The sequence below is a fragment of the Klebsiella sp. HMSC09D12 genome (assembly GCF_001808475.1).
Classification (GTDB): domain Bacteria; phylum Pseudomonadota; class Gammaproteobacteria; order Enterobacterales; family Enterobacteriaceae; genus Klebsiella; species Klebsiella oxytoca.
In genome coordinates, this window is sequence record NZ_KV793413.1 from 14,810 (window position 1) to 27,605 (window position 12,796).

General features: G+C 49.9%; 10 protein-coding genes. 4 read left to right on the plus strand and 6 right to left on the minus strand.

The window, feature by feature from the left end; genetic code table 11:
• Nucleotides 1-9 precede the first annotated feature (9 nt).
• The 4 genes from silA to silC form a co-directional block, all read right to left on the minus strand.
• Nucleotides 10-3,156 carry a Cu(+)/Ag(+) efflux RND transporter permease subunit SilA gene (silA, locus tag HMPREF3178_RS05085; protein WP_009654305.1) on the minus strand — a complete coding sequence of 1,049 codons (3,147 nt, stop codon included), beginning with the start codon at nucleotides 3,154-3,156 and terminating at the stop codon, nucleotides 10-12.
• A gap of 10 nt (nucleotides 3,157-3,166) precedes the next feature.
• On the minus strand, nucleotides 3,167-4,459 hold the full coding sequence (gene silB / locus HMPREF3178_RS05090; RefSeq protein WP_017146627.1) for a Cu(+)/Ag(+) efflux RND transporter periplasmic adaptor subunit SilB: 1,293 nt from the start codon (nucleotides 4,457-4,459) through the stop codon (nucleotides 3,167-3,169).
• A 113-nt stretch (nucleotides 4,460-4,572) separates the two neighbouring features.
• A complete protein-coding gene (gene cusF / locus HMPREF3178_RS05095) occupies nucleotides 4,573-4,926 on the minus strand; it encodes a cation efflux system protein CusF (protein WP_001246155.1) in 354 nt (117 codons plus the stop codon).
• Between the two features lie 27 nt (nucleotides 4,927-4,953).
• Complete coding sequence (gene silC, locus HMPREF3178_RS05100; protein ID WP_017146626.1) at nucleotides 4,954-6,339, minus strand: Cu(+)/Ag(+) efflux RND transporter outer membrane channel SilC; 1,386 nt, start codon at nucleotides 6,337-6,339, stop codon at nucleotides 4,954-4,956.
• Between the two features lie 189 nt (nucleotides 6,340-6,528).
• Here silC and silR point away from each other — a divergent pair, with 189 nt between their 5' ends.
• The 4 genes from silR (at nucleotide 6,529) to HMPREF3178_RS05120 (ending at nucleotide 9,853) form a co-directional block, all read left to right on the plus strand.
• On the plus strand, nucleotides 6,529-7,209 hold the full coding sequence (gene silR / locus HMPREF3178_RS05105) for a copper/silver response regulator transcription factor SilR (protein ID WP_015572045.1): 681 nt from the start codon (nucleotides 6,529-6,531) through the stop codon (nucleotides 7,207-7,209).
• Complete coding sequence (gene silS / locus HMPREF3178_RS05110; protein WP_017146625.1) at nucleotides 7,202-8,677, plus strand: copper/silver sensor histidine kinase SilS; 1,476 nt, start codon at nucleotides 7,202-7,204, stop codon at nucleotides 8,675-8,677. Before silR ends, silS begins: the two co-directional genes overlap by 8 nt.
• Nucleotides 8,678-8,927: 250 nt before the next feature.
• Nucleotides 8,928-9,359 (plus strand): silver-binding protein SilE, encoded by a 432-nt coding sequence (silE, locus tag HMPREF3178_RS05115; protein ID WP_000790483.1) that lies wholly within the window; start codon nucleotides 8,928-8,930, stop codon nucleotides 9,357-9,359.
• 143 nt (nucleotides 9,360-9,502) lie between these two features.
• Nucleotides 9,503-9,853, plus strand: coding sequence for a CopM family metallochaperone (locus HMPREF3178_RS05120; RefSeq protein WP_004118025.1), 351 nt, complete (start codon nucleotides 9,503-9,505; stop codon nucleotides 9,851-9,853).
• A 166-nt stretch (nucleotides 9,854-10,019) separates the two neighbouring features.
• On the opposite strand, the gene HMPREF3178_RS05125 is transcribed toward HMPREF3178_RS05120, so the two are convergent.
• The gene (locus HMPREF3178_RS05125) at nucleotides 10,020-11,846 is read right to left on the minus strand and encodes an AAA family ATPase (RefSeq protein ID WP_004118028.1); all 1,827 of its coding nucleotides are present in this window, start codon (nucleotides 11,844-11,846) and stop codon (nucleotides 10,020-10,022) included.
• Nucleotides 11,847-12,409: 563 nt separating this feature from the next.
• Nucleotides 12,410-12,709, minus strand: coding sequence for a helix-turn-helix domain-containing protein (locus HMPREF3178_RS05130; RefSeq protein WP_032705312.1), 300 nt, complete (start codon nucleotides 12,707-12,709; stop codon nucleotides 12,410-12,412).
• Nucleotides 12,710-12,796: the final 87 nt, after the last annotated feature.

Here is a 12,796-nt window from a genome sequence, read left to right on the forward strand (position 1 = left end):
CTTACAGGGTTATGACACGCTTTTTTTATGTCTGCGCAGCCAGATTAATTTGTAGGCGGCAGGAATTATGAACAGGGACAGCAGCGGAGCCGTGATCATCCCACCAATCATGGGTGCCGCGATACGGCTCATGACTTCTGAACCTGCACCGGTTCCCCAGAGTATTGGCAGCAGACCCGCAATGATCACCGCCACGGTCATGGCTTTCGGCCGGACACGCAGCACGGCACCATGATAGAGGGCTTCATCAAGACCTTCCGGTGTGAACGTCTCTTTACGGGACAATTCCGGGTGCACTTCAATGGCATGACGCAGATACATCAGCATGACCACGCCAAACTCTGCTGCCACCCCGGCCAGAGCGATAAACCCCGTTCCGGTTGCGACAGACATATGGAAGCCCTGCCAGTACAGGAACCATATCCCGCCAACCAGGGCGAACGGCAGGCTCATCAGGATCAGCAGGGCTTCATCAACCCGGCGGAATGCCAGATACAACAGGATGAAGATGATCATCACCGTCATCGGCACCATCAGCTTCAGTTTCTTGTTGGCATGCTCAAGCAGTTCAAACTGTCCGGAGAATGACACGCTGGTACCCGGTCTCAGTTTCACTTTCTGACTGATCGCCGTTTTAATGTCATTAACCACCGACACCATATCCCTGCCGCGCGCGTCAATGTAAATCCAGCTGGCTGGACGGGCATTTTCCGTTTTCAGCATAGTCGGCCCGGAAACGACCTTAATATCCGCAACATCGCCCAGCGTGATCTGCTGCTTCATCGGGGTCAGGATCGGCATCTGTTTCAGGGCCTGCGGGCTGTTCCGGTAATCCTGCGGATAGCGGATATTAATCGGGTACCGGGCCACGCCTTCAACCGTTTCCCCTACCGTCGCGCCGCCGATGGCTGATGAGATGAACAGCTGCACATCGCCCACCGTCATTCCGTAGCGGGAGGCTTTTTCCCGGTTGATATCCACATCAATGTAGCGCCCGCCTTCCAGTCGCTCTGCGAGAGCAGACACTACGCCGGGTACGGTTTTGGCGACCGCTTCGATACTCTGCGCCGTTGCATCGATATCGGACAGAACCGTTCCGGACACCTTGATACCTATCGGGCTTTTGATCCCGGTTGAGAGCATATCAATACGGTTACGGATTGGCGGCACCCAGAGGTTTGCCAGCCCCGGTAAACGGACGGTCCTGTCGAGTTCTTCAATAATCTTGTCAATCGTCATGCCTGGACGCCACTGATCCTCAGGTTTGAGCTGGATCGTGGTTTCAACCATTTCGAGCGGTGCGGAATCCGTGGCGGTCTCTGCTTTACCGGTCTTGCCAAATACAGAGGCCACTTCAGGAACGCTTTTGATTAACTTGTCCGTCGTCTGCAGGAGCGCTGCAGCTTCAGCCGGAGAGACACCCGGCAGGGTCGACGGCATATACAACAGGTCGCCCTCGTTAATCTTCGGCAGAAACTCACCGCCCACCTGGCTCAGCGGCCAGATAACGGTGAAAATGGACAAGGCCGCAACCAGCAGGGTTGTTTTTGGCCAGTGGAGAACCCGCAGCAGCAATGGATGATACGCTTTGATCAGTACCCGGTTCAGGGGGTTACTGGTCTCTGCAGGAATTTTCCCCCGGATCCAGAATCCCATCAGAATCGGAATGACGATGATGGCCAGCGCGGCCGCGCCCGCCATGGAGTACGTTTTCGTGAATGCCAGCGGGCCAAACAGACGTCCTTCCTGACCTTCCAGGGTAAAGATAGGAATAAAGGACAGGGTGATGATCAGCAGGCTGATAAACAGTGCGGGTCCCACTTCAACGGAGGCATCGGTAATCACCTTCCAGCGGGTGGCGTTGTCAATCTGCTCACCCGGATGCTGATGATCCCACTCCTCAAGCCGCTTATGCGCATTCTCAATCATCACAATGGCGGCATCCACCATCGCACCGACGGCAATCGCTATCCCTCCCAGCGACATGATATTGGCGTTCAGTCCCTGGAAGTGCATGACGATAAAGGCGATACACAGACCAAGCGGCAGAGAGATAATCGCCACCAGGGCAGAACGTACGTGCCACAGGAACAGGGCACAGACGATGGCCACCACGATAAACTCTTCCAGAAGTTTGGAACTGAGGTTATCAATCGCCCGGTCGATGAGCTGGCTGCGATCGTAGGTGGTCACGATTTCAACGCCTTCCGGCAGGCTGGCCTTCAGCGTCTCAAGTTTATCCCTCACTGCCGTGATAACGTCGCGTGCATTTTTACCCGACCGCAGGATCACCACGCCGCCAGCGACTTCGCCCTGGCCGTTCAGCTCGGCAATACCACGCCGCATTTCAGGCCCGGTCTGCACGCGGGCAACATCCCGCAGATAAACCGGCACGCCGTTCTCGCCTGTTTTCAGGACGATGTTATTAAAATCATCAATGCTCTGAAGATAACCGCTGGCACGGACCATATACTCCGCTTCGGCCATTTCAACGGATGAGCCACCGGCCTCCTGGTTAGACGATTCAAGGGCCTGTTTCACTTCGGGCAGGCTGATACCATACTGAGACAGTTTTACCGGATTGACCTGAATCTGGTACTGTTTCACCACGCCGCCAACCGAAGCGACCTCAGCCACGTTCGGGATGGTTTTCAGCTCAAATTTCAGGAACCAGTCCTGCAGAGAACGCAGTTCTGAAAGGTCGTGTTTTCCGCTGCGATCGACAAGGGCATATTCAAAAATCCAGCCCACACCTGTGGCATCCGGACCGATTTCAGAACTCACCCCGGCGGGCAGTTTTCCCTGAACCTGATTCAGATATTCCAGCACGCGGGAACGGGCCCAGTACAGATCGGTGCCGTCTTCAAAAATGACATATACATACGAATCACCGAACTGTGAAAAACCACGCACAGTTTTTGCGCCAGGTACGGAGAGCATGGTGGTGGTAAGTGGATAGGTGACCTGGTTTTCTACAATCTGCGGGGCCTGGCCGGGATAGCTGGTTTTAATAATGACCTGCACATCTGACAGGTCAGGCAAGGCATCGACCGGCGTGTTAATAATCGTCCATGTACCCCAGATGCTGAGAAACAGGGCCCCCATCATGACCAGGAAACGGTTGGCGACAGAGCGCCGGATAATCCATTCAATCATCGTCGTCTCCTCAGTGCCCTGAATGCATATTTACAGGCTGGTCAGACATTGCTGGCATACTGCTTTCTGTTTTTTCAGGATGGCGCATACGTTCCAGCGCGCCCGTAATATTGGCTTCGGAGTCAATGAGGAACAGACCACTGACCACCACGGTATCGCCTTCATTCAGGCCGGAGCCGATGCCGGACTGTTGTTGTGATTCATGCAGAACGTGGATCTGTTTCGGCACAAACTTGCCTTCATCATCAACAGTAATCACGCGCTGTTCTTTGCCGGTATCGATAACGGCCTGGCTTGGTATCAGCAGCATCTCCTGGCTCTTGGTATTGAGTTTCAGATAGGCATTCATGCCCGGCTTGAGAAACTCATCCTTATTAGAAACCTGGAGACGGACCTGAAGCGTACGGGTTGTCTGATCCACGCTGGGAAGAATGTTCCATTTTTCGACATGGAATGTTTTATCCGGATAAGCCGGTACCGAAATTTCAAACTGCGACGTATCTTTCAGCAGATAGGCGATAGATTCTGGCACTGCAGCGCTGATCCAGACCGGGTCCATTCCCTGAATCTGAGCCACCACCTTATCTTTCGAAATATTCATGCCGGTGCGCAGGTCAAATGCAGTAATGACACCATCAATAGGTGCTTTAATGGTAAAACGGGTCTGAATGCTCCGGGTAGAACGCAGTCTCTGAATATCCTCTTCCGGCATACCTGCCAGGCGAAGCCGTTCCAGAACGCCTTTAATTTGCGTGGAAGTACCACCGGTGCTGGATAACAGAAGGAATTCACTCTGTGCTTCCACCCAGTCCGGAATGGTAATATCGATAAGTGGCGTCCCCTTCTTCACATGATCGCCAATCGTCATGGGGTAGACTTTTTCGACAAACCCGTCAGAACGCGCCTGCACAATAACAAACTGATACTCGTTATAGCTGACATTAGCCGGGATTGTCTGAGAATAATTCAGCATTCCTCGCGTGACTTTTTGCGTTTTTAATCCCAGATTCTGAACCTGGGTTGGGTCGATACGGATCCCGCCACTGCTTTTATCGCCACTGTCATCAGCATATTTTGGCACCAGGTCCATATCCATAAAGGGCGATTTTCCGGGTTTATCAAATTTGGTATCCGGTTTCATTGGGTCATACCAGAAAAGCACCTTTCGTTCCGGTGCCTTTTGTTCTGTTTTTTCTGTCTTTTGTGCTGAGTTTACATACTGCCAGGCAGTAACCGATATCAGCCCCCCTGCTATGAGGCTGCTGATAATTATTGCAGCATATTTTATCTTTAAAGAAGCCATACAATTTTCCGCTAAAAAATCAAAACACCTGGCATATGCGCCTGACGGTTAACTCACACATATACCTATGTGAATGTACAGGCGCACAGGATGTAATCGCTCCGGACAGCCAATCAGGACTGCGTCACGTTAATGCTTTTGAGTAAGGAGATATTGCCCTGCTGAATAAACGAGAAATCGACATGGTTGCCTGTTTTCAGGGCATTAATAGCATCGTCTGCATTAACAAAAGTAAAGCGCATGGTCATTGCAGGCCAGCCCACCGCTGGAATTGCTTCATGCGAAATGGTGATTTTCTTAGTATTCATATCAATGTCTTTAACGACACCGGTGCCCTTGATAACTTGCTGTACCGAAGCATCACTGGCAGTATTCATATCGCCATGCTGATGTGTTTCAGCATGAAGACCGGCAGAAAACATGACAGAGAAGGCACCAAATAAAACGGCTTTAAGTGAATTACGCATTTTAATTTCCTGATTAATTAAATAAATTTACTCTACCCAACCGCCACCCAGCGCGGTAAACAGATTAATTTCGTTAACCTGCCGGGAATAGGTAAGATCGAGAATGGTTTGCTGGGTAGCGAAGAGGGAACGTTCTGCATCCAGCACTTCGATGTAACTGACAGCACCACTTGCATACAATCCTCTGGCACGCTGGAGAGTTATCTGAAGTGAATCAAGATAACGCTGCTGTGACTCAAGTTGCTGGCTAAGGCTGTCGCGCAGCGCAAGCGTGTCGGAAACATCCTTAAAGGCTGACTGAATTTTTTGTTCGTAATTAACCACCGACTGTTGCTGGCGAATTTCAGCCAGCTTCAGATTGGCTTTATTCCTGCCAGCATTAAATATAGGAATTTCAATTTTAGGGATAAAATTCCACATTCCACTTCCTGACGTAAACAGGCTGGACAGCTCCGTACTGCTTGCGGAAAGGCCACTGGTCAGGGTAATGGACGGGAAAAAGGCCGCCCGCGCTGCGCCAATATTCGCATCAGCCGCTTTCAGCTGGTATTCCGCCTCCATAATATCCGGTCGCTGCAGCAAAATTTGTGACGACAGGTTTGATGGCAGTTTAACTGGCGCGATCTCACCGCCTTTCATCCCTTTTTCTGGCGGCAGTGCACGGTACGTTCCCAGCACCAGTTGCAGGGCATTGTTTGCCTGAGCCAGATCGCCTTCTCGTTTGGCTATCTCAGCGCGGGTACTTTCGATTTGTCCCCTGGCCTGTTCAAGCGCCAGCACATTCGTACTCCCGGTCACGAGCTGTTGCTCAACGAAAGCATAGGACTGTTCGTAATTTTTCAGCGTTTCCCGCGCGATACGGAGTTGTTCATACGCCAGTTGCTGGCTGAAATAGCTTTGTGAAACGCTGGAGACCAGCAGGATATGTACAGCCCGACGGGCTTCTTCGCTGGCAAAGTAGTTCTGGCGATCAGCGTCACTCATGTTCTTGAGCTTGCCGAAAAAATCGAGCTCATAGCGGAGTTCCAGACCCGCGTCGTACTTCTGTGTGGTCGGCTTGTCGCCTTTCAGACCACCGCTGTAGGTGATCCCGGATGAGGCATTCAGCTGGGGATAACGATCTGCATCCGTGACGTTGAACTGGGCCCGGGCCTCTTCAACCTTCAGGGCAGCCATTCTCAAATTACGGTTATTAGCAAGGGCTTCCCCGATCAGCCGGGTAACCTGGGGATCGACAAAAAAGTTACGCCAGCCCGTATCCTGATAACCATTCACTGCTGGCGTCAGGCTGTTTCGGGACAGTGAAAACTGCTGGGGTACCGGTGCTGCCGGGCGCTGATATTCAGGTGCCAGAGAGACACAACCAGCCAGGATGAATATCGTGCTGATGCTGAGTAATTTTAATTTGAACATAACGCTTCTCGTCCAGGCAGACCTGGTAAATGGTTCAAATGAAGTTCAGAGTATTACCAGGGTTACTTTACAGAATGCACTCTGTTTGTCGGGTGACAGAATAATGACAATGTTGTCATTTTTACGGTAATTCGTTGATTACGATCGTGTGCGCAATAGAATGACATTAGCAGCCAGACGGGGAGCAAGATGAAAATATTGATCGTCGAAGACGAAATTAAAACAGGTGAATATCTCAGCAAAGGGCTTACAGAGGCAGGGTTCGTAGTGGATCACGCTGATAATGGTCTTACCGGATATCATCTCGCCATGACAGCCGAGTATGATTTAGTCATTCTGGACATCATGCTGCCTGATGTGAACGGCTGGGATATCATCCGCATGCTGCGCACTGCCGGAAAGGGTATGCCGGTCTTACTACTGACGGCCCTCGGCACGATCGAACACAGGGTCAAAGGACTGGAACTGGGTGCGGACGATTATCTGGTTAAACCCTTTGCGTTTGCCGAACTGCTCGCCCGGGTAAGGACCCTACTGAGGCGGGGAAACACGCTGATCACGGAAAGTCAGTTTAAGGTGGCTGACCTCTCGGTTGATCTCGTCTCCAGAAAAGTCAGTCGCGCCGGAAACCGCATTGTGCTCACCAGTAAAGAGTTCAGCCTGCTGGAATTTTTCATTCGCCATCAGGGTGAAGTGCTACCCCGCTCCCTGATTGCCTCTCAGGTCTGGGACATGAATTTTGACAGCGACACTAACGCGATTGATGTCGCCGTAAAGCGACTTCGCGCGAAAATAGACAACGATTACGGGACAAAGCTGATCCAGACAGTCCGGGGCGTGGGCTACATGCTGGAGGTCCCGGATGCATAGCAAACCTTCCAGGCGCCCTTTCTCACTCGCCCTGCGGCTGACCTTTTTTATCAGCCTGTCCACGATACTGGCTTTTATCGCCTTCACCTGGTTTATGCTGCATTCTGTTGAAAATCATTTTGCCGAGCAGGATGTCAGCGATCTTCAACAAATCAGCACTACCCTGAACCGTATACTGCAGTCCCCGGTGGATCCGGATGAAAAAAAAGTAAGCAAAATAAAGGAGTCGATTGCCAGCTACCGCAACGTTGCCCTTTTGCTCCTCAATCCCAGGGGGGAAGTGCTCTTTAGTTCAGCGCAGGGGGCGGCACTACACCCGGCCGTGAATTCCGCAGATTTTAGCGAGCACAGCCGCGCACGGGATGTCTTTCTCTGGACGGTGGAGGATCCTGCGAGACCGATGGATACCGGGTCTGAAATGAAGATGGAAACATACCGGATTATCGCCTCCTCTGGCCAGGCGATATTTCAGGGCAAACAGCAGAATTATGTCATGCTGACTGGCCTCTCCATTAATTTCCATCTCCATTACCTCGATGCGCTGAAAAAAAATCTGATTGCGATCGCCGTCGTGATAAGCCTGCTGATTGTTCTGATCATTCGCATCGCTGTCCGTCAGGGGCACCTGCCCCTTCGTAATGTCAGCAATGCCATTAAAAACATCACCTCCGAGAATCTTGATGCGCGGCTGGAACCGACACGCGTTCCCATTGAGCTGGAGCAACTGGTTATCTCGTTCAATCATATGATTGGAAAGATTGAGGATGTCTTTACCCGCCAGGCCAATTTCTCTGCCGATATCGCCCACGAGATCAGAACGCCCATCACCAATCTGGTGACGCAGACTGAGATCGCACTGAGTCAGGACCGGACGCAGAAGGAGCTCGAGGATGTCCTCTACTCCAGTCTTGAAGAGTATAACCGGATGACCAAAATGGTCAGCGATATGCTGTTTCTGGCACAGGCGGACAATAACCAGCTTATACCTGACAGGGTCCGTTTTGACCTCAGAGCAGAAGTCCTGAAAGTCTTCGAGTTTTTCGAAGCCTGGGCCGAAGAACGCAATATCACGCTCAAATTTAACGGGATGCCCTGCCTGGTTGAGGGAGATCCACAAATGTTCAGAAGAGCGATCAATAATCTGTTATCCAATGCCCTGCGTTATACCCCGGAGGGACAGGCCATCACCGTCTCAATAAGAAAGCAGGAGAGCTTTTTTGACCTTGTGATTGAAAATCCAGGGAAACCGATCCCTGAAGAACATTTATCAAGGCTGTTTGACCGTTTTTATCGGGTGGATCCATCCAGACAACGAAAAGGAGAAGGCAGCGGCATCGGCCTTGCGATTGTGAAGTCAATCGTGGAAGCACATCACGGAAGAGTGCAGGTGGAATCAGACGTACGCTCCACGCGTTTTATCTTATCCGTGCCCAGACTGGAGAAAATGATCCCGGAAACCCAATGCTGAAAATAAAGATGTAAATGACAAAGATGTCATTAGCCTGTCATGCAGCAAACAGAAGCCATTCGATATAATTAGTGCAACTTATCAGGAAGGCTGGATTGCTTCATCAATACCCGGCGTCAGAGTACGCCAGGAAATGAATATCCAGCCCTCTTCCGGAGAAATAAACGCTGCCGAACTTGTTTCAGTTATGGAACTGAAAACACCGGTTGTACTTCCCCGGACATCACTAATTCAGAAATGGAGAGTTATCATGAAAAATATCGTATTAGCATCTTTGCTGGGCTTTGGTTTAATTTCATCGGCCTGGGCCACTGAAACCGTGAATATCCATGATCGCGTCAACAATGCACAGGCTCCTGCTCACCAGATGCAGTCTGCTGCGGCTCCTGTCGGGATCCAGGGGACTGCTCCTCGTATGACCGGTATGGACCAGCATGAACAGGCCATTATTGCTCATGAAACCATGACGAACGGCTCGGCGGATGCGCACCAGAAAATGGTGGAAAGTCATCAGAAGATGATGGGAAATAACACGGTATCCACGACCGTCCCGTCAACGTCTTACGCGGCGATGAATGAGCATGAAAGAGCAGCGGTTGCCCATGAATTCATGAATAACGGGCAATCCGGCCCACATCAGGCCATGGCCGAAGCGCACCGCCGCATGATCAATGCAGGCTGAATGCGACGGTAGTATCCGTGCTGTTACCTTTTCCCTGATAGATTTTCCTGAAACAACGTTGCTACATTTTTGCCCCCCGTCAGGGGGCTTTTTTGTCTGACTCAGCTACACTTAACCGGTACCTGTCTGAAAGGAATTATTATATGAAATTCAGAAACTCCCTTTTTGTTATATTCATGCTTTCCCTGCCCGCCATTTCCGCTGAACACCTGGACATGAATATGTCAGACATGCCTTTTTCGGCATCGTCGCAGGAATATATGAAGGGCATGAAAGACATGCATGATAAAATGATGGCCGCCGTTAATGAGTCCGATCCTGACAAGGCCTTTGCAAAAGGTATGATCGCTCACCACGAAGGAGCAATAGCAATGGCTGAGACCGAGCTTAAATACGGTCAAGACCCCGAAATGAGAAAGCTGGCGCAGGACATCATAAAAGCTCAGAAAGGTGAAATCGAGCAGATGAATAAATGGCTTGGCAGTCAAAAATAAAGATTGCAAAAAAGCCATAATAAGCGTAATTTTAATTCACTCCCGGGCACGGGAGCCTGTTAAACGTTAAATAATTAAAACCCGATTAATTTCGGGTTTTTTATATACTATACTCCGGTCCTTTGCTGTGGACCGGAATATATGCAGCTGCGATAATTTTTACACATTATCTCGTCATGGCAACAATATCGCTCAGGATCTCAACCAGCTCAATCCTTTCCTGCATTCCGTCATGATAGGTTGATCTTGAGATGATTCTTTCCGCTGTCATCCGGGGCCAGAATTTATCAAGCACATTATCGGGTTTCATTCCCACCGCCCGGCCAATTATTTTTTTAGCATCACAGGTGTCCGTAAACGTGACGGCTACACCGGTCATTTCTTCAATCAGATCCGGGCAGAGATAGTTCTCTATTTCACGTTTGCGCGTGGCGAAGAATACCTTACCGGCATCCTCCACTTCTTTTTTACGTTTCTGAATGGACAGAACCTGTGCAGGGTCTCCCCCAATATCGGAGTCCAGAAATACGCACCAGGGAAGCCCCAGATCGTTGGCCAGATTCAATGTCACCCAGTGTTTGACGCTGCCACACCCTCCTATGAGGACTGGCACTATTTTCACGTCCTCCAGAGAGGCTGGCAACATACCTGACTGTTTTAATGAACTGGCCGCATGCCTCAGGAAAGTGACATCCGACTTTCCCTCTACCAGAACTATCCCCTGCGCCCTTTCCATACCGGTCTCTGGCAGCACCCCCAGGCTTTCAGTGGCTTCCTTCAGCACAGCGTCATCCGGCATTTTTACTACGGGTTCACCCGCCTCATTTCGGGTGACATAACGTACGCCTTCGACAGGGATCAATCCGGCCAGCGCCGGGACATGGGTGGTGACGATAATCTGACGGTGCGGCTGGCCTGCCAGTGCCAGTAACGCTTTCATCAGCATCATCTGATAGTTCGGATGCTGTGACGTTTCAGGCTCCTCTATGGCATAAATCACATTTCTGGGCGTCCCCGCGACATGCTTCTCGGCCTCAGCCCGGAAAAAATTCAACAGGATAAGCCTCCTTATCCCGCTGCCGCGCTTATTGATGGGGATGCCATTTTCCCCGTCCAGGGTGAAACTGAAGGTCCACTTGGGTTTCTCCTTAAATCGTGGAGTCAGTTCACTGGCGAGTTCGGGGGCCATTTCACGTAATTTATCCAGCGTTCTCTGTGCGACATCCAGTACGCTGTCCTGGATCTCATTTTCCAGCGCTGTAATTTTGTCCTGCAGCGCAGCCTGAGCGTCTTTTACGGCCTGCTGTAAGGGGTTTTTAGCTTCTGAATCCCCGTCGCTGCTTTCCCTGTCGGCTTTGAAAATCGCATACGTGGGCAGCAAATCGAGGATCTTACCCCATAATGATTTTGTGTCGGTTCCAAACTCTTTATCGACATCCAGCAACATTTCAGAACAGGTATAGGGAGCGGCGGCTTCCCTGATGGCCTGACGCCATAACGATGCAGTGCGTTTATCCGCCACATTTTTTTCAGCTTCTTTTCCCACCGCCCTGAGCTCGGAAATTTTCATTGCCAGTAAGTTTCTCAGGGGCTCCTCTTCGGGATGGATGCAGCGGATGCAGGTCTGCTCCGGTTTTCCTGAGGTCGTTGCTTTAAACGTTTTGACGATTTCAAAATTGCCGTCTTCATTCAGCAGATGTTCTGAGGCGAGCGTGGTCTGCACCCTGTCGTCGATCATGATAAAATCGGGCAGGTCATCAAATTCACAGGCTATTTCAAAACGGCCGTCCCCTTCTCTTAGGCTGAAACAGTTCATGTCATTCTTGTCAGCCTTCATTCCTTCTGTTTCAAAAAAAATAGCCAGCGCTTCCAGAATCGTTGATTTCCCAAAGTCATTACGACCGACAATACCCGTCATGCTTTCATCAATAATGATTTCAGTAGAGTTTCTGTAGCCTCTGAAGTTTTTCAGTTTTAATTTTCTGAGCCGCATATGAAGTCCTGTGTGTAAGAAAGCGTTTTGCTGCAACCTGAATACAAAATATATTTTCAAATGCCTGCCAACATGCAGGGATAACCGTTATTCAGAATATCTTAACGACATTTCGGGATTATGATCTGGTCGCGCTTTCAGAACTTTACTGCCCCTCAAAACACCGGAAACTAACTTGTGGTTGGTTACATGGCAAAGTTAAAACTCCAGAATCACGGGTAATGATTTCAATGCTTATTATATTTTTTGGAATTGACTCATGAGCTTTATGATTTAAATGATAATAATAATCATTCTTTTATGCGTAATATTTGCTACTGACACTGATGAATTTAAAAGAAGATAGATTTTCATTTACGGCTTATTTCCTAAATTCATCGATAATGTGATCGACATAAAATTTTCACTGAAGAATGAAGAGATAATTTAAGGCCGAGCGAAATAGCTCAAAATGGTGTATTTAACATAACAGAAGAAATGAAAGGCTTTATAGCAACCTGATACTTCAGGCCGCTAAGGGGTTAATCTTGCTGCAGAAAAATTAGACCGGGAAGCGCCTGGCGTCACCATTTCTCCCGCCTGGCTGGAAGTGAAGAATCATTGTGCATAGCTCCGTATTCGGGCTTTGCATCTGACAATGGTTCCCTGGATGAAAGTACGATCTCCACTCCAAGGACGCTGAACACCCTAAACAAACGCTCAAAACCCGCACTTGCAGGGTTGGCCTCCAGTCGGGCATAAGTTTGCTGTGTTATACCCAAACGTTCAGAAACATCTTTTTGCGTCAGTCCATTGGCTTTGCGAAAGCCGATTAAAACAGGACGTAACTGATTCAAGGTCTTCAAAGCGTATTGAGTGTTCATAAGTGACCTTCCGTATCGACGGGTTAACAAGCACAACGCAAGGAATTACAGCATATAGGCTGTAATGCTCATTAACAGACTATAGGC

Coding starts and splice junctions, on each gene's coding strand:
- silR (WP_015572045.1), top strand. CDS start 6,529: ATGAAAATATTGATCGTCGAAGACGAAATTAAAACAGGTGAATATCTC.
- HMPREF3178_RS05125 (WP_004118028.1), bottom strand. CDS start 11,846: ATGCGGCTCAGAAAATTAAAACTGAAAAACTTCAGAGGCTACAGAAAC.
- silS (WP_017146625.1), top strand. CDS start 7,202: ATGCATAGCAAACCTTCCAGGCGCCCTTTCTCACTCGCCCTGCGGCTG.
- silB (WP_017146627.1), bottom strand. CDS start 4,459: ATGGCTTCTTTAAAGATAAAATATGCTGCAATAATTATCAGCAGCCTC.
- silA (WP_009654305.1), bottom strand. CDS start 3,156: ATGATTGAATGGATTATCCGGCGCTCTGTCGCCAACCGTTTCCTGGTC.
- silE (WP_000790483.1), top strand. CDS start 8,928: ATGAAAAATATCGTATTAGCATCTTTGCTGGGCTTTGGTTTAATTTCA.
- cusF (WP_001246155.1), bottom strand. CDS start 4,926: ATGCGTAATTCACTTAAAGCCGTTTTATTTGGTGCCTTCTCTGTCATG.
- HMPREF3178_RS05120 (WP_004118025.1), top strand. CDS start 9,503: ATGAAATTCAGAAACTCCCTTTTTGTTATATTCATGCTTTCCCTGCCC.
- silC (WP_017146626.1), bottom strand. CDS start 6,339: ATGTTCAAATTAAAATTACTCAGCATCAGCACGATATTCATCCTGGCT.
- HMPREF3178_RS05130 (WP_032705312.1), bottom strand. CDS start 12,709: ATGAACACTCAATACGCTTTGAAGACCTTGAATCAGTTACGTCCTGTT.